The 23,694-nt window shown below is 46.9% G+C and carries 14 protein-coding genes; 5 read left to right on the top strand and 9 right to left on the bottom strand.

Going from position 1 to position 23,694, the window contains the following annotated elements:
* The first annotated feature begins 294 nt into the window (after positions 1–294).
* Entirely contained in the window at positions 295–756 is a 462-nt protein-coding gene (locus HGO26_RS18265) for an RNA-binding protein (protein ID WP_113941557.1), read from the top strand.
* 36 nt (positions 757–792) lie between these two features.
* Here HGO26_RS18265 and murI read toward each other — a convergent pair whose 3' ends face one another.
* The gene (murI, locus tag HGO26_RS18260; protein WP_168826997.1) at positions 793–1,617 is read right to left on the bottom strand and encodes a glutamate racemase; all 825 of its coding nucleotides are present in this window, start codon (positions 1,615–1,617) and stop codon (positions 793–795) included.
* Positions 1,618–1,839: 222 nt separating this feature from the next.
* On the opposite strand from murI, the gene trmA reads away from it, so the two are divergent.
* Positions 1,840–2,937, top strand: coding sequence for a tRNA (uridine(54)-C5)-methyltransferase TrmA (trmA, locus tag HGO26_RS18255; protein ID WP_113941559.1), 1,098 nt, complete (start codon positions 1,840–1,842; stop codon positions 2,935–2,937).
* Between the two features lie 107 nt (positions 2,938–3,044).
* On the opposite strand, the gene fabR is transcribed toward trmA, so the two are convergent.
* Positions 3,045–3,659, bottom strand: a complete 615-nt coding sequence (fabR, locus tag HGO26_RS18250; protein ID WP_105251021.1) for an HTH-type transcriptional repressor FabR — start codon at positions 3,657–3,659, stop codon at positions 3,045–3,047.
* A 144-nt stretch (positions 3,660–3,803) separates the two neighbouring features.
* Between fabR and HGO26_RS18245 the strand changes: the two genes are divergently transcribed.
* The 3 genes from HGO26_RS18245 to mnmH all read left to right on the top strand — a co-directional run bounded on the left by HGO26_RS18245 (position 3,804) and on the right by mnmH (position 7,170).
* Positions 3,804–4,910 carry an acyl-CoA desaturase gene (locus tag HGO26_RS18245; protein WP_168826995.1) on the top strand — a complete coding sequence of 369 codons (1,107 nt, stop codon included), beginning with the start codon at positions 3,804–3,806 and terminating at the stop codon, positions 4,908–4,910.
* Between the two features lie 95 nt (positions 4,911–5,005).
* Positions 5,006–6,064, top strand: coding sequence for a selenide, water dikinase SelD (gene selD, locus HGO26_RS18240; protein ID WP_168826993.1), 1,059 nt, complete (start codon positions 5,006–5,008; stop codon positions 6,062–6,064).
* Positions 6,064–7,170 carry a tRNA 2-selenouridine(34) synthase MnmH gene (mnmH, locus tag HGO26_RS18235; protein WP_168826991.1) on the top strand — a complete coding sequence of 369 codons (1,107 nt, stop codon included), beginning with the start codon at positions 6,064–6,066 and terminating at the stop codon, positions 7,168–7,170. The genes selD and mnmH overlap by 1 nt, the downstream gene beginning before the upstream one ends.
* Positions 7,171–7,244: 74 nt before the next feature.
* Here mnmH and HGO26_RS18230 read toward each other — a convergent pair whose 3' ends face one another.
* From HGO26_RS18230 to HGO26_RS18200, 7 genes are all read right to left on the bottom strand, one after another.
* Positions 7,245–9,107 carry an MFS transporter gene (locus HGO26_RS18230; RefSeq protein WP_168826989.1) on the bottom strand — a complete coding sequence of 621 codons (1,863 nt, stop codon included), beginning with the start codon at positions 9,105–9,107 and terminating at the stop codon, positions 7,245–7,247.
* Positions 9,098–9,709 carry a TetR/AcrR family transcriptional regulator gene (locus HGO26_RS18225; RefSeq protein WP_168826987.1) on the bottom strand — a complete coding sequence of 204 codons (612 nt, stop codon included), beginning with the start codon at positions 9,707–9,709 and terminating at the stop codon, positions 9,098–9,100. The genes HGO26_RS18230 and HGO26_RS18225 overlap by 10 nt, the downstream gene beginning before the upstream one ends.
* Before the next feature lie 317 nt (positions 9,710–10,026).
* The gene (locus tag HGO26_RS18220) at positions 10,027–10,470 is read right to left on the bottom strand and encodes a GNAT family N-acetyltransferase (protein WP_168826985.1); all 444 of its coding nucleotides are present in this window, start codon (positions 10,468–10,470) and stop codon (positions 10,027–10,029) included.
* Positions 10,471–10,477: 7 nt separating this feature from the next.
* Positions 10,478–11,290, bottom strand: coding sequence for a 3'(2'),5'-bisphosphate nucleotidase CysQ (gene cysQ, locus HGO26_RS18215; RefSeq protein ID WP_168826983.1), 813 nt, complete (start codon positions 11,288–11,290; stop codon positions 10,478–10,480).
* Between the two features lie 304 nt (positions 11,291–11,594).
* Positions 11,595–12,176, bottom strand: coding sequence for an ADP compounds hydrolase NudE (gene nudE, locus HGO26_RS18210; RefSeq protein ID WP_168826981.1), 582 nt, complete (start codon positions 12,174–12,176; stop codon positions 11,595–11,597).
* 236 nt (positions 12,177–12,412) lie between these two features.
* Positions 12,413–22,834 (bottom strand): Ig-like domain-containing protein, encoded by a 10,422-nt coding sequence (locus HGO26_RS18205; protein WP_168826980.1) that lies wholly within the window; start codon positions 22,832–22,834, stop codon positions 12,413–12,415.
* Positions 22,831–23,691: a sulfotransferase family protein gene (locus HGO26_RS18200; protein WP_168826979.1), complete on the bottom strand. Its 861-nt coding sequence runs from the start codon at positions 23,689–23,691 to the stop codon at positions 22,831–22,833. The genes HGO26_RS18205 and HGO26_RS18200 overlap by 4 nt, the downstream gene beginning before the upstream one ends.
* Positions 23,692–23,694 lie beyond the last annotated feature (3 nt).

Raw genomic sequence — 23,694 nt, 5'->3', positions numbered from 1 at the left:
TTAACTTGCGTTACGCTGTCTGCCCTGTCAGTGGATGCGCATTATAGGGAGATTGAGAAAGTCCGCAAGGGCTTTTTATCGATCATTGAATCGCACGTCGATATTTTAAACGTTATGACCATTTTTTAGCTTATAAGCTCTATTTATCGGAGATAAGTAAGGTTTTTTATCTAATAATTGATAATTCACGCTCAATATTTCAGCAATGGTCTAGTGTAAAAGTAAATAATTCATTACCATATACTTGCTGTTAACAGTTATTTATCAATTTCCCATTCATCAGAGAGCATTCTTATGCAAAAGTCATTTCTTATTGTCTTGATTGTCGCCATTATTGGCGCAGTAGCACTATCTCAGTTCGCAACGCCATTATCAGCTATTGCTTTTGTCGCTGGCGCTATCATTGCAAGTCTTGTTTTTAAATTTGTTCCAGAGACTTCATCATCTCATGCTTCAGAAGAACAATATGTTGGCCCTACAATGACCTTATATGTAGGTAACCTGCCTTATCGTGTTCATGAGGGTGAAGTAAAAGTACTATTTGGCGAATTTGGTCCAGTAAACTCTGTGCGTTTAGTCAGAGATCGTAAAACGGGTCGTCGTAAAGGTTTTGGTTTTGTGGAAATGTCAGAATCAGGCGCTCAGAAAGCCATGGTTAAACTGAATGACTATAGTTTCCAAGAAAGAACCTTAAAAGTAAGAGAAGCAAAAACACAAGATTCGGAAGCTGCCGACCGTACAGGGACAGACGAGTAGCATTACCGCTTAAACTGTTTTGCTTTATTTTGTAATTTAGTTGGTTGTGGTGATTCGTTCGATAGTTGAAAAGCCACAATCAATTAATGTTGTTGTTAACCCTTCACTGATTTCCGCTTTAGTATAGAACGCCTGCATTACTGACTGCCCTACTGCTTCTCTCTCATCTGTTACTCTGTGCTCGTCCACAATAAGATTCTGTTGCGTTAAAAGAGTGACAACTCGCTTAGCAATAGCAGCGCCAGAATCCATTAGTTTTACGCCCGCACCGAGCACTTGTTGTAATTCAGCTTTGATCATAGGGAAATGAGTGCAACCTAGTACGAGAACATCCAATTGTGCGGCAACGACTGGTGCCAGTAACTGCGCCAATCTATGCATATCCAACATTCCAGTCGCCACTTTTTTTTCTGCCATCATCACTAATTCAGAGCAACCAAAGAGTTCGACATGGCAATCATCAGCAAATTGGCTGATGAGTTCATGGGTATAATGACGCTTAACTGTGCCTGGTGTAGCCAAGAGTCCAATACGTTTACTCTTAGACATTAGAGCGGCGGGTTTAATGGCGGGGACAACACCTACGACAGGGACTGTAAGATGTGCACGTAATGCCGGTAACACAACAGTACTTGCAGTATTGCAGGCAACGACCACTATCATTGCATTGGTACGAGCCACTAGATCGCATACTAATTCGACACAGCCAGAAATTAATACCTGCTCTTCCAACTCTCCATAGGGCAACCTAGCGTTGTCGAAAAGATAGCAATAGTCGCTATGGGGCAAACTCTTGCGGATTTCAGCCAGTACAGATAGACCACCAATCCCAGAATCAAACACTAATATAGGTCGCGACAAGCGAATCTCCAGTTTCGGATATATAAATAAACTATACAGATTGGACGCATTAACGATTCGATGGCTGCTTTACCGACGGAATCCAGCCAAATACCATAGAACCACATTCAAGTGCGCGGATTTTCCCATAGCTTTGCGAAAACAGCAAAAGCAAGATACTGGACATTCGTGTCACCTAGTATAATATTTGCGCCCCAATTTACAGCAACGGTGAATCAAACAATGAACTTAGCAGCAATGGACCCTCAGACTTATGATGCGCAGTTAGAACACAAGCGTATCAAGCTAGAACAAGCCTTTGCCCAATTTGAAACACCGAGTGTTGAAGTTTTTGCCTCAGAGCCAGCTAACTACCGTATGCGCGCCGAATTCCGCATGTGGCATGATGGTGACGACTTATACTATTACATGTTCGATAAAGTATTGAATGAGAAGGTACGTTGCGATCAATACTTACCAGCTAGCGTGCTCATCAATCAAATGATGTCTGCCTTAATCGCCGAGCTGAAACCGAATCCGAGTCTAAGGCACAAACTGTTCCAAGTGGATTTTTTGTCGACTTTAAGCGGCGAGATCTTAGTGTCTTTGCTTTATCACAGGCAGCTTGATGACCAATGGCGCGCCGATGCGACTGCACTGAAAGCCAAGTTAAGTAGCCAGTTTAACGTCAACATCATCGGCCGTGCCCGTAAGCAAAAAATCGATTTAGATAAAGACTTTGTGGTTGAGTCATTACAAGTAAATGATAAAACCTTCTTATATAAGCAAATCGAAAACAGCTTTACTCAACCCAATGCCAAAGTTTCCGTAAAAATGCTGGAGTGGGCTATCGATGCGACTCAAAACAGTAAGGGAGACTTACTCGAGCTCTACTGTGGTAATGGCAACTTCTCTATCGCACTGGCGCAAAACTTTAATCGCGTATTGGCCACCGAACTCGCTAAGCCTTCAGTCGATGCGGCGCAATACAATATCGAAGTGAATGGTATTGATAATCTGCAGATTATTCGTATGTCAGCCGAAGACTTTAGCGATGCCATGGCGAAGAAACGCAGCTTTAGACGTTTAGAAGGTATCGATCTTGACAGCTATGTTTGCAACACCATTTTTGTTGACCCACCACGCGCGGGGATTGATCCTGATACGCTGGCGTTAGTCCAAGGTTATGAGCGGATTTTGTATATTTCCTGCAACCCTGAAACCTTAAAAGATAACCTGCAACAACTGAACGAAACCCATAGAGTGACCCGCTTTGCCTTGTTTGATCAGTTCCCTTACACAGATCACATGGAAACAGGTGTACTACTCGAGCGTCGTTAATCACTTCAGATACACTGAGCTCGACTGCATAACACTTAAACGTAAATTCGCTAAAAATAATGGAGCCTTAGGCTCCATTATTTTAGTAAATCTGCATCCCACTCAGATTAGCGGTGTTCAACCTTATGCTGCAAAGCCTCGGCGCCTTTGGCGACCATGCGCAATTGCATGACTAATTGATCGGCAAGAATCTTACGGTCAGCCCGTTTCATATCTAATGCGGAAGCGCCGGCATTAAACACCAGTGTCACTAAAGCTTCAGCCTGTGCACGAGCTAGCAAGGGGGTTCGCCCCGCTTTGGCTTCGGTATAATGAGCCAATTCAGAAATAAAATGCTCAATTTCGCGGGCAACTGCCGCACGGAATGCTGCCGAGGTTCCAGAGCGTTCATGCAATAAGATACGGAATACGTTTGGATTAGAATCAAGCACTTCCATAAAGGTATCAACGGAAATACGGATCACACTGCCACCCACTTCAGCTCGCTGACGGCCTTTACGCATCATCTGCCTTAGGGTTAACCCGCCCTCATCCACCATAGTAAGACCGAGTTCGTTCATATCTTTAAAATGGCGATAAAAAGATGTCGGCGCGATATTAGCTTCCCGAGCAACCTCTCGCAAACTCAGACTTGAGAAACTGCGCTCAGCACTTAGCTGATTAAAGGCCGCATCGACTAAAGCTCTGCGAGTTTTCTCTTTTTGCTGTGCTCGAATACCCATTCTTAAATCCGCTAACTGAATGTAATAACGCGATAATACCGCTTTTAGGCATTAAACACAGCCCCATCGTCCTTGACCAAACAATATAGCTAAGCTAAATTAGCTTACAGATGTACGCTCAAAAGCGAATTTTGGAAACCTATAATGAAAAAACCCCCTATCATCTGGCTTAATGTCAGTCTGTTTGCCATCACTTTCCTCAGTGCGGTAATTTTAGTTCCATGGCGCGGTATTGTTCATGGCTATGGTGCCAGTGAATGGATCGCTTTTATTGTTTTAGCCTTTGCCAGTGGCCTGTCAATCACCGCAGGTTATCACAGACTCTGGTCACACAAGGCCTATAAAGCCCATCCGGCGGTGCGTTTTATATATGCCCTTGGTGGTGCTTTAGCATTACAAAACAGTGCATTGCACTGGGCATCTGATCACAGAGTCCACCATAAGCACGTAGATGATAACGACAAGGACCCGTACTCAGCCAAAATGGGATTCTGGTACAGCCATATCGGTTGGATGCTGCGTGAGTATCAGTCGCAACGCTATCACGATTATCAAAATGTGCGTGATCTGCAAAATGACCGTATTGTCATGTGGCAACACAAACATTACCTCGCACTCGTGTTGCTAATGAACATTGGTCTGCCTGCACTGCTTGGTTGGCTCAATGGTGACGTGCTGTCTATGTTATTGATGGCGGGTTTACTGCGTTTAGTGGTGGTGCATCACTGCACTTTCTTTATCAACTCTTTAGCCCACGTGTGGGGCAGTCAGCCTTATACCGATAAGAATACCGCCCGCGATAATGGCTTCTTGGCCATGTTGACCTACGGTGAGGGTTATCATAATTTCCATCATATTTTCGAAAATGACTATCGTAATGGCATTAAATGGTGGCACTACGATCCAACCAAATGGTTGATTAAGTCATTATCTTGGTTAGGTTTAGCTAAGGATTTGCGTACGAGTCCACAGGAACGTATCGAGAGCGCACGCTTACAAATGCAGTTATTACGTACCAAGCGGAAGGTTAATAACCTGCCTAATGCTGATGAAATTATTGAAAAAATTCAAGCAGAGTATGAGTTATTAAAGCTGCACTTAATGGATTACTATCAAGCACAGAAAACCTTGCTTGAGGCCAAGCGTAAGCAACTTGTCGATCAGCAACTATTGCAACAAGTTGAAGAGCTAAAGGCACGTTTCTTAGTCCAGCAAAAACATTGGCACAGCCTGACCGCAACTTATAGCTAAGCCACAATTCTACCCGAAAGTCATACGGCCACCTTGCATGGTGGCCGTATCTGATTATGATGATGCCTTAATCACTTAAATAGGCTGTTGAGATCATGTCAGATTCCCTAGTTACACTCCCAGAATCAATCAAGCTAACAGAATATAGTCATGGCGCAGGTTGTGGCTGCAAAATATCCCCTAAAGTGCTCAGCACTATCTTAGCCTCGCAATTACCTGTATTTACCGATCCAAATCTGCTGGTTGGTAATCAGAGCCGCGACGATGCTGCAGTGTACAAACTCAATGATGACATAGGCATCATTAGCACTACCGATTTTTTTATGCCAATAGTTGACGATCCATTCACCTTCGGTCGTATCGCAGCGACCAATGCGATCAGCGATATTTATGCCATGGGCGGCACGCCTATTATGGCGATTGCAATTTTAGGTTGGCCAATCAATAAACTACCCGCAGAAATCGCACAGCAAGTGGTCGATGGCGGCAGACAAGCCTGCATGGAAGCAGGGATCATGCTAGCCGGTGGTCATAGCATAGACGCACCCGAACCTATTTTTGGTCTCGCGGTTACCGGGCAAATTGCCTTAAGTGATTTAAAACAGAATGATACCGCTAAAGCCGGCGATCGTTTATATCTCACTAAACCTATCGGCATTGGTATTTTAACCACAGCGCAAAAACAGAAAAAACTCCGCGATGAAGATAGTCTCATTGCGGTCAATGCCATGTGCCAACTCAATACTATAGGCGCGACCATAGCAAAAATTAGCGGTGTAAATGCCCTGACCGATGTCACAGGTTTTGGACTGGCGGGACACTTACTCGAAATGTGCCAAGGCGCCAACCTCACTGCGAAGCTTAAATTTGATGCAGTGCCATTGTTACCACGCGCCTTAGATTATTTAGCTTTAGGTTGTGTTCCTGGTGGGACTCACCGTAATTACGACAGTTATGGCGAGCATCTCCCTGAACTCAGCGAGCATCAAAAAGCGATACTGTGCGATCCGCAAACCAGTGGTGGCCTGTTAGTTGCCGTCTCTGCCGCAGCTGAAGCGGAATTAATCGCCCTACTCGATGCGAACCACATAACCCCAATCTGCATTGGGTCACTGGAAACACCGACCACAGCAGCGAATGTGGTGTTGTGCTGATGCCAAGCGCTATTATAGCCGCAGAGCAATATCGGGAAATTTTCCTCAACCAACATCCCATAATGGATGTGCGAGCGCCCATAGAGTTTACTCGAGGTGCGTTTCCCAACTCGACCAACTTGCCCTTGATGCTGGATAGTGAAAGGGAAAAAGTCGGTACTTGTTATAAGCAATTTGGTCAGCAAGCCGCGATTGCATTAGGTCATTCACTAGTGAATGGTCCCATCAAGCAACAGAGAATCGAGGCTTGGGCTAGCTATGTTAAAGCCAATCCTAATGCTTACATTTATTGCTTTCGCGGCGGCCTGCGCTCGCAACTCACGCAACAATGGCTCAAAGAAGCGGGGATCGAAGTCCCTTATATTCAGGGTGGCTATAAGGCCATGCGCCAATATCTGATTGGCGTGATTGAAGCGGCACCGACTCAGCAACCGTTATTGAGTTTGAGCGGGATGACGGGCTGCGGTAAAACCGATTTTCTACTACAGCGTAAAGAAGCGGTTGATCTTGAAGGGATAGCCAATCACAGAGGCTCTAGTTTTGGAAAGAATATCGACCCACAGCCAACGCAGATTAACTTTGAAAATCAACTCGCCATTGCCTTGCTACAGCACCAAACAAGTGGCGCGGCGTGTTTACTGCTCGAGGATGAAAGCTTCCTGATTGGGCGCTCGGCGCTGCCGCAGACATTTTACAATGCCATGCAAGCCGCTAATGTTTTAGTGCTAGAAGAGCCGGACGATGCGAGGCTCGAACGCTTACGCTATGAATATGTGCATAAAATGTATAGCGGCTTCTGTGAGCGCCTAGGGCCGGAAGCAGGTTTTACGGCTTTCAGTGAATATCTATTACAGAGTTTAGTGAGCATTCGCAAACGTCTAGGCGGAAAACAACATCAAGAACTGCAAGATTTGATGCAACAAGCACTCGATCAGCAAATTAACCAGAATGACACTTCGCAGCATTTAGTCTGGATAAACCTGTTATTGCACAAGTATTACGATCCTATGTATCAATACCAATTACAGAAAAAGTCCGAACGTGTTCTTTTTAAAGGCTCACATCAAGCGATGCATGAGTGGTTGGATAGTTATCAAACTCGATAAATTGCCCACGCATAAATGAGATAACCGCGAACATTAGATCCGCGGCTATCACTTTATTTCATGCCTTAACGAATTTAAGACTTGCCCAGCAGGCTCGCCACTTGGACTCTCAAAGATTCCTTATTCGCAAGCTTACCATCGACGGCATCCGTTAAATCCACCGACACCCTTGACCAAAAACGCTTGGGCATTTTAGCCAAGGCATGTCCGCCCTTGTGACTAAAGTAAGAACCCCATAATCCGTGCAGTGCCATAGGAATGACTGGCACTGGATCTCTGGCCAAAATCTTATCAATTCCGGGACGAAAATCGCCAAGTTCACCGTCAGGTGTGAGTCGACCCTCAGGGAAAATACATACCAACTCGTCATTGGCGAGCGCTTCATGAATTGCCTCGAAGGCACGATTATAGGTCTCTTCACTTTGCTTAGGCGAACAGATAGGGATCACACCTGCATGGCGGAACAAATACTTCAACAGAGGAATTTCGCTGATGGATTTATCCATCACAAAGCGGATTGGCCGTGTCGACGCTCCCATAATAATTAATGCATCCACATAACTCACATGGTTACAGACTATGATGCCAGCCCCTTCCTTTGGAATTTTCTCTCGGCCTGTTACTGTCACTCGATACATAACATGACTGAGTAAGTAACTGATAAATCGTTGTGTAAATTCTGGTACTTGTGAATAAACATAGAGTGCGACTACAGCATTCATCACGGCGAGTAGCAGAAATAACTGTGGAATAGTCCAACCTGCAACGCCCAGCAACAGCATAGATAACAGTGCCGAAACCACCATAAACAATGAGTTCATAATGTTATTGGCAGCAATCGCCTGAGCACATTCGCCCTTAGGCGAACGAGATTGAATAAACGCATACAGGGGGACGATAAACAAGCCACCGCTAACGCCGATCATAAAGAAATCCAGCATCACCCGATAATGTTGCGACTCGCCAATAAAGGCCTTTAATCCATAGACAAAACCAGCATCCACTGGCGCAGGTGGAATAGCCCAAAGCAAATCGACACCAAAGATAGTTAATCCCAATACCCCAAATGGCAGCAAACCGAGTTCCACATGGCCGTAGGAGAAACGTTCACAAACGAAGGAGCCAACGGCAATCCCAATGGAAAACATGCCTAATAATAATGACACCACAGTCGCACCAGAATGCAAATGCAGCTTAGCAAAGTTAGGAAACTGAGTCAGATAGGTCGCACCTAAAAACCAAAACCAACTGATAGCGAGGATAGCCATCCAGATTGAAGGCGTTTGACGGGCTTTTTTGATGCTACGCCAAGTGCCCGATAACGGCCTGAAACGTATTTTTTCAATGACGCCCTGCGGAGGTAATGCAGGAATCGCTCGGCTCGATAAATATCCTGCAAAGGCTAATACAGCAACAGTAATCGCCGACCAAAGCGTACCGTTTTCATTAGAAACCAAGATCCCCGCACTCAAAGTGCCCACCAGAATAGAGAGAAAAGTGCCCATTTCAACCCAAGCGTTGCCTGTGACTAACTCGTCCTCTTTCAACGCTTGGGGTAACAAGGAATATTTAACCGGACCGAAGTATGCAGACTGACTACCCGTTAAAAATAATAGTAATAACATCATCATGTAGCTCTCGCTCAGAATCGCAATCGCGGCGCTAAACATGATGATGACTTCGAGTAGTTTCAATCGGCGAATGAGTTTAGCCTTATCCATATTATCGGCGACCACACCCGCATGGGCCGAAAAGAGGAAAAATGGCAAAATGAACACCCCAGCCGCCAAGTTCACAAACATATCGACGCTTATGGGTAGGTCTTTCACTTGGCTAAAGGTCACTAATAACAGCAACACATTTTTATAGATGTTGTCATTCAATGCGCCTAAGCACTGAGTCGAAAAATAGGGTAAAAAACGTTTTGTTAGCAGCATGATAGTTCCTTCTGGTAACCCATTCCTTGTAAATAAGCTTGTACGTGACTCTTGAGTAAATCCCGCAGTGATAATGACTCAGCGAAGAGCTTATTATCGAGTGACAGAGAGGTCAGCCCATGAATTCCCCCCCATAATACCCGACTCATACTGAGATGCTCCGCCTGCGTAACCTCGGGAAATAGTTGCGCCAATTCACGCTCAATCAGAGTAAATAACCCCGCAATCAATTGCCCTTGTGATTCAGGCAAGGGTTCAGAATCGAGTAATTGCAGCTCAAAAACCAGCTTGAAAGCTTGGCGCTGCTCATGGGCGAATTGACTATACTCCCAAGCCATTGCAATAATTTTACCTAAACTGTCGGCCGCACGAACACCCGTCAATCGGTCGTGCAAAGTCCTAAGCGTTGACTCAGAAACCGCCAGTAATAAATAGTTGTAGCTGCCGAAAATATTAATCAAGGTACTAGGGACATAACCAATTTGGCTGGCCACTTTGCGTAAGCTGAGCCCTATGGCACCTTGATCTATCAGTAACTCAGTTGCCGCTTGTATTGCCATCGCGCGAATTTCATCATGGCTGTGTTCTTTTCGTCTGGCCATAGGTCTCATCCCCTGTTGAATAGCAAGAGACTAACAGTAGTTAAAATAAAAAACAACGTTCAAAATAAGTTTGTTTTACGTACAGAAGAGGGTAAATAATGAAGGATATTATTGAAGATGATGGATAAAGATAGGCACTCGAATTAGACTCCCTCAGCAAGCCGAACAGGATTCTGTGGGATGACATCACCTAAAAGAGCATAAAAAACGGCGCGCTCAGTCAGCACACCGTCCATTATTTTGATTTAAAAATCGTTCTTAATTCAAAGGTGATTTTTATTTGAGGATAATCTTTGGTTCAAAGATAAGCACGCGATTTAAGGCCTGCGATAAGTCATCACAACCCTATCTGCGCCATCGCCAAAATAATCGGCCTCAAAAGTTGAATCAATGAAACCTAAATGCTGATATAAGCCATGGGCAGGGTTACTCGGATCAACGGTTAAACACACCCGCTCAACTGACACTGGCAACTCGGCTAAACATTGTTGGATCAAACGTTTGCCGAATCCCTTCCCGCGAGCATTTTCACTCACTGCGACAGATAATATCCACATGCAGTTAGGATCGCTACTCTGGGCACTGAGCAAATAGCCTTGTAGCTGATTATCTGCATCCACGGCCACTAAAAATTGCTCTGGCCAACAATCAAATCCCTGACGGAAGAAGAAATCAGGATAGCTGTGCTCACCAAAAATGGCCTGTTCGAGCTGATAAACTGCGAATAACTCTGACTTTAACACCGGACGTATAGACTGCATTTGAAAATCATTCACCTATTAAAATCTTATCCCACTCTAAGTTGGGTGCGCCAACTACGATGAAGTTAGGGTTTTCTAAGCTCTCGCGCTCATTGTAGGTTAACGGTTGCAGCTCAGTATCCATCAGCTGTCCACCCGCTTCCTCGACGATAATTTGCGCCGCTCCCGTGTCCCACTCACCCGTTGGTCCGACTCGTACATAACAATCAGCACGACCTTCGGCGACAAGACAGCTCTTCAACGCTGCGCCCCCCATCACGACTAACTCGCAGTGTTTGGGATGGTTGAATAGGGTCAACACAGATTGGGGGTCCTGACGGCGACTTACGGCCAATCTTAGGGATACCTTTTCACGGTGCTCAATTTGGCGACTGCTAATACGCACTTCTTGTTTATCCGTGCGTTTGTACGCCCCTAAACCAGCAATAGCGTAATAACACACTTGCGTCATAGGCACATAAACTACGCCCATCACGGGACGATTGTGTTCCACCAGCGCAATAATGACTGAAAAATCACCACTGCCGGCGATAAACTCCCCCGTACCATCGAGCGGATCCACCAACCAATAGCGCTTCCAAGATTCACGCACACTCAACGGAATGTCAGCGGCTTCTTCAGATAACACAGGAATATCAGGCGTTAAGGTGGTTAATCGGTCACAAATGATCTTGTTCGCCGCTAAATCTGCGGAAGTGACAGGGGTATTGTCAGACTTCATTTCTCGCTCAAAATTACCTTTGAGATAAATGTCACGGATAGTTATCCCTGCATCGGTCGCAATCGCAATAACTTCGTCGATCAACTCTTCTGGCTTCATAACAACTCCAATCGCCTGCTGAGCGAATGTTTTGCAAGCGTGCAAACTCTGAACGCTTAAAAGGAAAAAGATTATTTAAGTTATATACCCAAGCTACCTGAAGATACGAGTTTCAGAGCGCCTAGGGTGCTTCAATTGAAGGCGCATCAATGACAGAATGTCGGCCACCTTTTAAATTGATGCAACGCCGAAGTGGAGTGCCCTAGGCGCTCCGTCCCGGCGGGTTTTAACGCACTTTATGCTGTGTTGGTTATTTTTAACTTAGCCCGCTAGGTCTGCAAATAACCGCCTTGCCTAAAGTGCGTTAAACTCCCGCTGAATCCTGCATCTTCAGGTTGTTTGGGTATAAATATTTTTGCGCCAAAAACAACGCGCTCACACTACGGGATTCAGAAAAATCGACATCATCGAGCAAGGCTTCCCAATCGGCGAGCGCCCAAGGCACCACATCAATTGGCTCAGGCTCATCACCTTCAAGGCGACTCTCATACAGATCTTCTGCAAGAAAAATTTGCATCTTACTAGAGAAATAACCCGGAGCTAGGCTGAGTTCTTTCAGTAAGGTGAGCTTATTCGATCCAAAGCCAATTTCTTCCTGTAATTCACGGTTAGCAGCTTCTATTGCTGTCTCACCAGGATCGATCAAACCTTTTGGGAAACCGAGTTCGTAATTATCAGTTCCTGCAGCATATTCGCGTGCCAGTAGCATTTTCCCTTGATGAATAGGCACTATCATCACAGCGCCACGACTACCGCCTTTCATGCGCTCATATTGGCGCTCTACACCATTGGAGAACTTAAGATGCACTTGCTCAATTTGAAATAATCGGCTTCTCGCGACAATTTCGGTATGCAATATTTCCGGCTTATTCTGCCGTTGCGACATAACTGCCTCTGGATAAAAAAGCGATAAATTAAATAAGGTAAGTGACAATCTTACTATCCTGTCTTTAATCTACAACCTGAATTTATTACATGCTCCTAATGGTAAGCCACAAATCCTTTGCGATATGCATCACAAACCCAGCCCAGCCTTAAGTGAACACCTTCAAAATATTCTCAAATATGATGTTTTTATTGGATAGTAAAAAGGGGCGAATGCCCCTTTTGATATGCTAACGCTTAAAATTGATATCGTAGATTGAGCTGGTAACTGAGGAAATCATTAGGCTCGATATCCACATATTGATATCCCAAACCTACAGACCATGACTCACTAAATTGATAGCTAAAACGCACGCCCGCATACCAATCTGTACCATCAAGCTCTGTAGTTAAACGGCTATTGCCCATAGTGCTACTGATATCCGCTTGCCACCTAAACAACCCGATGGGTACTTCAAACCGCCAAGATTCATGTTGGAGTAAAGTGAAACGTAATCCCAGCATGACACCATCGGCCAGAACTGGCGTCACGGCTTTGACCTGCTCATGATATTGCTCAGGGGTGAGACTTGCGCCCTCAATCCTCGCAGTCCCATTACCAAAGTCGGCATAGCCTAATTCGATGGCAACATAGGGAGTCCATTGATAACCGATACTCACACCCAAAGCAGTATCGTTATCATCAACCGATGTTACAAAGCCTGTCCCCGCTTGTGGCTGTAGATCTCGCCTGCTGCTATCAACCTGAGCTTGCCCGACAAATCCCTCGACATACCAGTTATCAGCCGCATTTGCTTGATTAACGGAGCCTACGAGCAACACAGTGCCCAAGACTAATTTATGTAATTCCTTACGGCGAATTAAACCCATTGTAAGAATCAAACCTAATGCCCATAAGGACATACTGCCTCCACCCGACTTGTTATCTATCACCACATCTTGGTATGCCTTAACTGTGATTAACGCTTGCCCAGTTGCTTCGCCGCCCAATCCATCACTAATCTGATAACTCACAGTATCTACTCCATCAAATCCAGTTTTAGGGATATAACGTAGTTTATTAGACTCAACAGAAACCGTTCCTTGCTGCGCGGTTGCGCTGACTAAGGTTAAAACGTTGCCATCGGGATCGCTGTCATTACTCAACACATCGAGTAACAAGCTCGTTCTGTCATCTATGGCAGCACTATCGTTCACTGTCGTAGGTGCCGTATTGCCATTAACAATCACAGTCAACTCACTACTCGCAGTACCACCTTTACCATCGGTAATGCTATACACCAGCACATCTGTACCGATGAAATCGGTTGCTGGCGTGTAACTTAACTGCTGATTAGCCAAGATAACTACGGTTCCGAACTCGCTGGTGACTTGTGTTACAGTCAAGGCATCACCATCGCTATCCGTATCATTGGCGAGCACATCGACATCGAGACTCTGATTCCAAGGTAAAGAAGCCGTATCTGGGTTCGCCACAGGTAAATGGTTACCATTGAGTATTACTGACACGCCACTTGGGTCGACAATAGTTCGGTTAGCGACGCCATCGTCATCGTTTGGCCCACCATCTTCTATGGTTAACTGAACACACCAATGGCCTTCAGTTAATCCAGAAGTCCAACGATTATCTCCAGGAGGAGGGCAGAAACCACGCTCGCCTTCACTACTGGCGACACTATTGCGCGCATCAATCACAAAATCCTTCCAACCATTTTGGGCTTGATACTTACGATATACTGCATTGGCAGGAACTGGCGAACGTTGTGGTATCACCAGACTGTAACTCTGCCCTTGTTGCGGTAGTCCTGTAGCAATGAAGTCAAAAATCCCCCCCACATTGGCCGCGATACTGTCTTCAGGAACCAGATTAGGTAATAGTTGAATACCACTTTGCTCTTGCATCAGTGCAATATTACCTAAGCGTAAGCACACGCCCGCTTGCCCCTCTGCCAAGAAGTACACAGGCTGCAACTCACCTTCAGGCATCACGTTACACTCATTGATTGCATCCAAGTAATCTGGAATGCCATCGCGGTCTGTATCGGTAAATCCCTCTTGGTTATCAGGGATCAAATCACCGTCGGTATCAGTCCCAGTCAGAGCCGGCAGAGATGGGCGCACAACAATATAAACTTTCTCCGTGGTAGACAGCGCGGGTAAGCCGCTATCCGTCACAGTCAAGCTCACAGGATAAATGCCCGGCAAGATCTCTGTTGGCAAGAAGAACATCCCCTCATCATCGGACTGCAAGTTCAGCGCGCCACTCGACCATACAGATGTCAAAGTATCGTTCATGTTAGCATCGCTAATCTGCGCATGAATATAAACCTCGCCACCATTTTGTGCCACGATCAACTGACGTTCACCCGCTTGAGTCACCTCAAGAGTCACACTCGGGGCAATGTTAGCCTCAGTGATCGACACTTGTGTTTGCTTCTTACTGCCTAAATTCAAACTTGGATCTAGGCTGATCAACACCTCTTCTTCAGCCTCAACTTCCCCATCCTCTATGGTTCTAAAGTGAATATGGGCCAATGTACCTGAAGTAATCTCCACTACCGCATCGACTAAGTCATGATCATTGCTGTCCGCGGAACCTGCAACCGTATAAGGAACTGATATTGGATACTCAGGCGCTACACCGTTTAAGTGAATACTAACAACAACCTCATTACCCTCACCCACGACTTGATCTTTACTCAAGGAAATTAATGGATGCACTTTTACTTTCTGAGCCTTAGTCGCTTTGTTGCCATCACGATCTACGGCTTGCCAGTAAGCAAGATAACTACCAGGGGCAAAGAATAAACGCTTATCGACCAAAGAAACGGGCAGTGGATGACCATTACGATCGACGGCCTTCGCAAACCCTAGATCCACCCGAGTGAACAAGCCTGTTGCATTAACCTCAACATCACTAGGTACAGTAATAACAGGTAAATTGTCAGCCTCCCCACCTTCTACCAGTAAGTTGACTTTTGCACTTGCGCGCCCTTTCTGACCATCACTAATGGTATAACGAAGTGCGACCGGACCAACATAAGCTGCAGGGGCAGTAAATATGAGTCCATCAGCAGTAATCTGCACACTACCTATGTCTGCCGCCGCGCCATCGATAGTCAAAGTATCACCGTCCACATCAACATCATTCTCTAGCGCAGGTAGTGTGTATTTATCATCCGCGGTGCTGGCTAGAGTGTAATTATCATCGACAGCTTGTGGGTCATCATTCACTGGCGTGACATTAATGGTGATAGTTGCAGGCTCAGAACTCAGTTCAGCATCCTTAGCAATAAAGCTTATCTGATCTGCACCGTTGAAATCTTTCTCCGGTGTGTATAACCACACAGTTCCATGCTGCTCCAAAGTGCCCGATTCAGGTTGGCTCACCACTTCATAGGTAAGAGGATCACTATCTGCATCCTCCCCAGTAAGCGTGATCATTACAGAGCTATCTTCCTCTAAGGTCACACTTGCACTCGTCGCAACAGGCGCATCGTTAACGTTAGTCACTGTAATGCTAAAGGACTGCTCAGCCGTTAAGCCATCCGTGTCCGTCACACGTAAGGTGACCGGGTGACTGCCCACATCAGCATTGCCAGGCGTGCCACTGAGTAAACCCGTCGCCACGTTGAAGCTCAACCAGCTTGGTATAGTCACCGCACTAAATGTCAGTACGTCGTCCACATCGACATCTGTAGCGGCAAAGGTATAGCTGTAAACAGCGTCTTGCACAGCGGCCGTAGTTGCTGTTGAAGTGATGGTAGGTGCGTCGTTGCTATTAGTGACTGTAATACTAAACGATTGATCTGCTGTTAATCCGTCAGCGTCCGTCACTCGCAGTAACACAGCATGACTGCCCACATCCGCATTACTCGGCGTACCACTGAGTAGACCTGTCACCGAGTTGAAACTCAACCAGCTCGGTTTGGTCACTGCGCTCAGCGTTAAGCTGTCGCCGGTATCGGCGTCAGTTGCAGTCAAGGTGTAACTGTACGCAGCATCCTGAGTCGCTGCCGTCATCGCCGTCGAACTAATCGTCGGCGCATCGTTGACGTTCGTAACTGTAATGCTAAAGGACTGCTCAGCCGTTAATCCATCCGTGTCCGTCACTCGCAGTAACACAGCATGACTGCCCACATCCGCATTGCTCGGCGTACCACTGAGTAACCCTGTCACAGCGTTGAAGCTCAACCAGCTCGGTTTGGTCACTGCGCTCAGCGTTAATACATCACCCACATCAGAATCAATTGCAGTCAAGCTGTAGCTGTACGCCGCATCTTGAGTTGCTGCCGTCACCGCCGTCGAACTAATCGTCGGTGCATCGTTGACGTTCGTCACCGTGATACTAAAGCTTTGCTCAGCCGTTAAGCCATCCGTGTCCGTCACTCTTAAGGTGACCGCATGACTGCCCACATCCGCATTGCCTGGCGTGCCACTGAGTAAACCTGTAGTCGCGTTGAAACTTAACCAACTCGGTTTATTGATGGCACTCAGCGTTAATACATCACCCACATCAGAATCAATTGCAGTCAAGGTGTAGCTGTACGCCGCATCTTGAGTTGCTGCCGTCATCGCCGTCGAACTAATCGTCGGTGCATCGTTGACGTTCGTCACTGTGAGATTGAAAGCGGGCAGGCTCGCACTGAGCACCCCATCACTCACACTGATCACAATTGCCGTCGTCATACCAACATCTGCATTGCTCGGCGTACCGCTCAATGCCCCCGTAACTGTATTAAAGCCAGCCCACGAAGGTCGATTCGTAATATCAAAGACTAAACTATTACCGTCCGCGTCTGCTGCGATGGGCATAAAGTTGTAAAGTGTACCTTGAGCCACATTGGTCGCAGGTGTCCCTAAAATAGTGGGTACACTATTCACCACAACATCGAAGGTCCGAGTGCTAGTATTACCCGCAATATCAACTAGCGTCAGGGTGATGGTGCTCGTGCCAGATCCCAGCGCAGTCACAGTCACACCTCTATCAGCTTCGCTTCCTGCCAATACAACACCCGCAAGTGGAACCACAGTGGTATCAGAACTCGCTGGCGTCACTAGGATATCCGTTGCAGCGGTTACATCATCTGCAATAGTAAATGCGAGCATAGATGAGCTCTCGCCAGGTTGAATATTTTGATGAGTAATTGCCGAGGAAGTGGGTGCACTCGTATCAATAGTTACAGAAAGGGCGCTCGATGCAACACTGCTATTTCCTGCAATATCTGTCGCAACCGCTGTGATGCTATGGGTTCCAGGGCTCACGCTCGTTGCGTTGACACTCCAGTCACCACTACCATCCGCATTGACTGTACCAAGCACTCCATCAAGATGGCTGCTAAGGACAACGCTGGCGCCGGCCTCTGCCGTGCCAGTCAGTATGAGAGTCGTATTCTTGGTGATATTATCCGTTGAACTCACACCTGAATCGCTTGCCGCATCGAGATCAGGCGCAGAAGGTGCGACAGGTACAGTGGCGTCTTGAGTAATAGTAGGGACATTCTGAGGCGCAGAAACATTACTCGCAGCATCGCTGGCAACCACGACAAAATTATTGTCACTGTCCGTCGATAATGCAGCGCTCAGGGTCCAAGCGCCCGCCACCACAATAGTATCATCCAACACAGTCGCATTATCGGCAACGCCATCATTGTTCACATCGGCATAGAGGCTGATTGTCACCCCATCTTCAGCGTGCGTACCGCTGACCAATGTCGTTGCCTGATTGGTACTGATGGCGCCAGCAGGTGTAGTAACCACTGGATCGACGGGAGCCGTCGTATCGACAATCACATTGACACTGTTCCACTGACTGTAGCTTAAGTCAGCATCGTTGCTGCCCGCATCTCGCATAGTATCGCCATTAAGGACTATGCCATTGGCATCGACAATTAACCCACTCGCCCCCGTGTTATCACCCGCTTGGACAGTATATCTATAGGTCAGCACACCACTCGCCGCAGACACAAACACAGCCTGACGAGCCACACCATCGATATCGAGCGACAGCGTAGAAAGTGTGCCAGAAACCGTCACATCCTCGGTCAGAGTAAGAGTGATATCAATAGCACTGCCGACCCCATAATGGCCATCGTTAACATTAACCACATTCACTGCGGGAATTACAGCATCCTTCGATATGGTATCGGTCACTGCGGGACTAGAAACATTACCCGCCGCATCGGTCAGGGTAAGGCTCACTGTCAGAGTGCCATCCCCTAAGCCGCTCACGTCTATATTGACGATCTGTTGTGACGCACTTGCGACCGCAATAGATCCTGTAACAGGCGTGCCTGAACTGCCAGTAATAGTGTAATTTGCGCTGGTTCCCACCTCCGCACTCGCTAAGGTCAGGCTAATCGCATTTTGATTTGCCTGAGTCACCGACGTCTGGTCAAAACTGACACCCGAAATAGTTGGTGCATCCGTATCGACAGAGTGTGCAGTGCCAGCACTATAGGTACCGAGTGCATTACCCGCATCATCAACAATATCACTCGTTGTGTGGCCTACCTTCAGACTACCCGTACCCGATATGCCATTAACAGTGACGACAACACCAGTTCCAGAGCTAGCAGAAACGCTCGAAATAGTGCCAGACGCAGTGCCTGTGCTCGCCAGAGCAAAATCATCCGTCGTCAGACTATTCACAGATTCGCTAAAAGCGAGGTTGAATATCACACTGGCATCCGCGGCCGCGGCACCTACTGCAGGAGCCGAGCTGGTTATCGTGGGGATTTGTGTATCGAGCGTAAGCGCAAGTGCCGTCGACACCGCGCCAGTATTGCCCGCAACATCGGTCGCAGTGGCCGTAATGTTGTGCGCGGAATTGCTGGTTAATAGTGGCGTGGTAAACGACCAATTTCCAGAACCATCTGCAGTTGTGGTACCCAATACACCATCGATACTGCTCATGAGCGTCACTGTACTATTCGCCTCAGCGTTGCCTGTGAGTGTCGGAGTGGTATCGCTGGTTAAATTATCTGTGCTGCTGATCCCAGAATCGGAAGCCGTGGCAAGATCGAGTCCCGAAGGTGCTAAAGGCGCATCGCGATCGACTGTGTGATTTGCGCCACCGGTATAAGCGGCAGTATAGCCATTGGTTCCATTACCGTTACCGGAAACATCTTGGATATTGGAATTCGCCTTGACATCGAGTCTCAGGCTACCAGTGCCGCTCACAGTATTCACCGTCACATCAACACTTGTTCCAGATGCCGCAGAAACGCTGGCAATACTGCCACTTGCCGAGCCTGTTGCCGTGAGCACAAAATCATCGGTAGATAGATTGCTCGCTACCTCATCAAAACTCACAGTAAATACTAGACTAGCCCCATTCGCTGCTGGCGATCCCGTCACGACAATCCCAGTAACCACTGGAGGTGTAACATCGGCAACGGTAAAATTCCAATCGGTTTTATTGCTAATTCCGGCGTAAAGATTACCCGCCAAGTCGGTAATAGCCCCATTAGCGATTTGAATGTAATAACTGGTATTTTCAACTAGGTTAGCGGCTGGATTAATAGTCAACACACCCGCCGTTATCGTTAACTGTCCAACAGGTGAACCCACATCAATCGTCGCTACGGCCACATCGTCGGTGTTGTAAATAACGATATTACCGCTACCGAGTTGAATATCTTCATTCATGGTCAGCACAAAATTGGCACCAACTGCCACCCCAATAGCGCCATCTAGGGGGTTAAAACTCTGTACTGTTGGCGTGGCTGTATCCACGAGAATTGCGGTAGTTGAACCAACCGAGTTCAGCGTAAGCGCTAAATTATTACCCGCGCCGTCAAGCAATGCGCCCCCATTGGCATCAATACTAGATGCCAAGCCAATACCATCGGTATCGTTATCACCGGCCTGCACTGTGTAGCTAAAGACTAAATTTGAGGTTCCGGAGCCACTGATATATGAGGCATAACGGGTTGTTCCACCAATAGTCAAGACGATACGCGGCGTACCCCCGCCCGTATTAACAGTCACATTTTCAGTGCTGCTCACCGTAAAAATCAAGGTATCATCAACTGCATAAGTATTATCTGTGGGCACTGTAACGCTACTCACAGTTGGTGGTACCGCATCCACTAATACGGCCGTCGTGCTGCCAATCGAATTTAACACTAAGTTCAGAGTATTACCCGAGCCCTCTTTTAAAGTGCCGCCATTGGCTTCTATCGATCCCGCGATCGCTATTCCATCGGTATCGAAATCGCCACTCTGCACTGTATAGCGGAAAGTCAATGCGCTGCTGCCAGTACCTGAAAGATAGCTTGCATACACAGTGGATGCACCGAGCGTCAATGTAATACGCGGCGTGCCACCAACAATAATAGCTTCGCTAGTATTGACGGTAAAATCGAGGGATTGCCCGGTAATATAAGTCGCATTGGCCGGAACGCTAACACTCGTTACCGCTGGCACCACATTATCCACAGTGGCGTTACTGCTATCTGCCTGAGTTCTGGTATTACCTGCATTATCCGTTGCAGTGACTGACACATTACGATTAGTGGTATTAATAGCGCCCGCAACTAAGGTATAAATCGCCGTCCAAGTACCGCTGTTATTGGTTGCCGCGACAGTGCCACCACCAAACTGGCTGAAGTCAGCCGTCGCAGCACTGATGGTATCGCTGTTATCGTCCCCAATGGCGCTATTGTCCCAGCTGGCAGTGACTGTATCACCAGCGATAAAAGTGCCAGCAGTACCGCCGGAAATGCCGATATAAACATCGGACACAAATGGCGCAACGTTATCGAGTGTCGCGTTGCTGGTGTCTGCCGTTGTCGTATTGTTGCCCGCGTTATCGGTTGCGCTGAAGGAAATATTCCGGTTGGTGGTGTCAATCGCACCAGCCACTATCGTGTAGGTTGCAGTCCAAGTACCACTGCTGTTAATTGCTGCAACGGCGGCACCGCCACCAAATTGTGAAAAGTTGACGGTAGCTGAACTAATCGTATCACTGTTGTTATCACCACCGGCCGTGTTGTTCCAGGTCGCGGTGACGGTATCGCCAATTTTATAGGCACCTCCGGTACCAGTGGCTCCGCTGAGGCCAAGACGGTTATCCGTGACAACTGGCGCAACGTTATCCACAACAGCATTAGTAGTGTCAGCAGTAGTAGTTCCCCCCTGGGCATTGGTTGCGGTCACACTGACATTACGACTGGACGCATCAATCGCACCTGAGGTGATAACATAAGTTGCCGTCCAAGTTCCGCTGCTATCCGTTGCAGCCACTGCGGCGCCGCCGCCAAACTGAGAGAAATCAACAGTCACCCCCGTCACACCTGAGTTATTGTCGCCTCCAGCTGTATTATTCCAAGTTGCGGTAACTATATCGCCAATTTTATATGCCCCGCTCGTACCTGACGCGCCGGAGATACCGATACGGGCATCACTTACTGTAGGTAGAGGAGGAGTATCTATTGCATTCGCGACTGTGAAGCTACGAAACTCAAAGTTCTCCGGCCCATCATTTGGCAAAGTACAAGCACTTGCACAATCAAAAAATAATTTGAACCCTTTTAGCTTAACGCCAGAAAAAGATCCTAACTGCCCAGCACCAAAGGCGAAGTTTTGAGCACCTGAGACTCCGTTAACAACAGATGACGTAACCGTTCCGCCACTCTGCAAGTAACCGACAATACGCAGATTAGTAAATTCACTAGAGTAGCCAGCGTACTCGCCTCCCGTTAATCCCGTTAACTCAAATGCAGTAGTATTGGTACCATCGGCGCGCAAATAAAAATAATGGTTAGTGCTAGTCGCACCACCATGCATGTAAGCAAAATTGCCAAGGCCATTACCTAGATTTTGAGTGACTCCATCCCCCCCCTTAGCGGTTAATCTGAAATGGGTTGTGCTGAGCTGTGCAGTTCCCTGTCCACTCCAACCTGCAAAATCATAAGTGCCATCTACAATTGGCGCTAACACCTCTGAAAAATCCCTTAATGCTTTTTCAGAAAACACCAAAGTAGATTCAATATTTCCGCGGGTAACTTCTAAATCCCAGTCGCCCTGCAACTCGGCATTACCGGTTAAATTATTGGAGGCGGCAACATCCAAACCCGTGTTATTGCTAATGATATCCAGCAGCGCTTCACCGCTTTCATTCGCGGCCAAATCACAACCATAAAATAATAAATCGCCACCTTCACGCACCGCGCCTTTTAGCGCAGCAAATGCCTGCACTTCTTGCTGGATTATCTCTGGGGTAATACGTGAATTGCCTAGCAGTATCACACCAGCTTGTGCGTGGGAAACCACATGAATAGCTGCGAGATTTTTGTGACCATCAAGTACATTAATTAATTGCGGTAATCCAGCGATAGAAGAATCTAACTCTACCAATTGAACACTAGGTTTAAGGGCGCGACGCAATACCGATTTATCAGCTTCAGCCACTGCGCCATCAACAATCACCAGCTCACGCACCGGATGTGCACTCTGGATATCCAGTTGATCACCAGATAAATCAATTAGATCCTGTGGTAGAGAGGTGTCTGAACGCAATAATAGATCGGTCGATGCACTTATTGATGAACTCAAATAGGATCGCTGATAACTCGGCGCTGCAATAGCACCAGCACCATAGAGTCCGAATGGTAATAACAGCGAGGAAAGCCCACTAAGCAGTGCGTGTCTCATGATAAGTGATTCCCTTCATTTTTTGCGTTAGGTGCTACAGGTTTTTTACTTGCAATAATATTGGCTGCAGTGCCAGTACTATCCAGCCAGAAGTCCATTTCTTGATACTTCATAAATAAGTCAGGCGGTAAAATACTGCGCCTACTTTTGTATTCCACTTTCCGCTTAACGCTATGCAAACCTTTGACCCCAAGATTGTGGTCAAACTCATTTTCAGCATAGTCGACATTATTAAAATCGTGTTCGAATTGCGGTTCGCCAATAAAACGATAGATTAACTCCAGCGTGCGTGCCGGATGCTGGGTAAGCAGATCATAATCCACTAATAGCAAGCGATCAGAAAACTCGCCGTAATAGGCTTCCTTGAGTGCGGTCCATGCACTTCCAACCGCACCACCAGCATTGATTAATGACTCGCAGCGGCTATAAACCGTCTGACGCGAGGCCGCATTGAACATACGGCTGTAATCAAATGGGTTTTTACGGTAAATCACTTCAAAACTATCCATAATCCAAGCCGGATTGCGCACACAACAAATCACTTTAAAATCATCAACCAACTCTACCAATTGATGTAGACGGGCAGTCCAGTGACGGTTTGTGTCGAAAATAACCGGATGATTTTTATCTTGATAATAAGCATCAATTAATGCCCGACAAATGACCTTACGTTTATGTTCATCGAAAAATGAATAGGACTCACTACCAGCCCCCATTTGTTCGAGGGCACCATTCACAAGCCCCGCTACAGGGCTACTGATAGCCGCATGAAAGCGTGGATTTTGCCGAAGTATACCTGCGAGCAGCGTCGAGCCAGCACGCGGTAAACCTGAAATAAAATGTAATTTGTTTGGCATTAA

Source organism: Shewanella oncorhynchi (genome assembly GCF_012584455.1).
In the GTDB taxonomy this organism is placed as follows: domain Bacteria; phylum Pseudomonadota; class Gammaproteobacteria; order Enterobacterales; family Shewanellaceae; genus Shewanella; species Shewanella oncorhynchi.
The sequence above is the reverse complement of the archived record's forward strand: the minus strand, read 5'-3'. Positions and strand labels throughout refer to the sequence as shown.

Coding starts and splice junctions, on each gene's coding strand:
- HGO26_RS18265 (WP_113941557.1), top strand. CDS start 295: ATGCAAAAGTCATTTCTTATTGTCTTGATTGTCGCCATTATTGGCGCA.
- trmA (WP_113941559.1), top strand. CDS start 1,840: ATGAACTTAGCAGCAATGGACCCTCAGACTTATGATGCGCAGTTAGAA.
- fabR (WP_105251021.1), bottom strand. CDS start 3,659: ATGGGTATTCGAGCACAGCAAAAAGAGAAAACTCGCAGAGCTTTAGTC.
- HGO26_RS18245 (WP_168826995.1), top strand. CDS start 3,804: ATGAAAAAACCCCCTATCATCTGGCTTAATGTCAGTCTGTTTGCCATC.
- selD (WP_168826993.1), top strand. CDS start 5,006: ATGTCAGATTCCCTAGTTACACTCCCAGAATCAATCAAGCTAACAGAA.
- mnmH (WP_168826991.1), top strand. CDS start 6,064: ATGCCAAGCGCTATTATAGCCGCAGAGCAATATCGGGAAATTTTCCTC.
- HGO26_RS18230 (WP_168826989.1), bottom strand. CDS start 9,107: ATGCTGCTAACAAAACGTTTTTTACCCTATTTTTCGACTCAGTGCTTA.
- HGO26_RS18225 (WP_168826987.1), bottom strand. CDS start 9,709: ATGGCCAGACGAAAAGAACACAGCCATGATGAAATTCGCGCGATGGCA.
- HGO26_RS18220 (WP_168826985.1), bottom strand. CDS start 10,470: ATGCAGTCTATACGTCCGGTGTTAAAGTCAGAGTTATTCGCAGTTTAT.
- cysQ (WP_168826983.1), bottom strand. CDS start 11,290: ATGAAGCCAGAAGAGTTGATCGACGAAGTTATTGCGATTGCGACCGAT.
- nudE (WP_168826981.1), bottom strand. CDS start 12,176: ATGTCGCAACGGCAGAATAAGCCGGAAATATTGCATACCGAAATTGTC.
- HGO26_RS18205 (WP_168826980.1), bottom strand. CDS start 22,834: ATGAGACACGCACTGCTTAGTGGGCTTTCCTCGCTGTTATTACCATTC.
- HGO26_RS18200 (WP_168826979.1), bottom strand. CDS start 23,691: ATGCCAAACAAATTACATTTTATTTCAGGTTTACCGCGTGCTGGCTCG.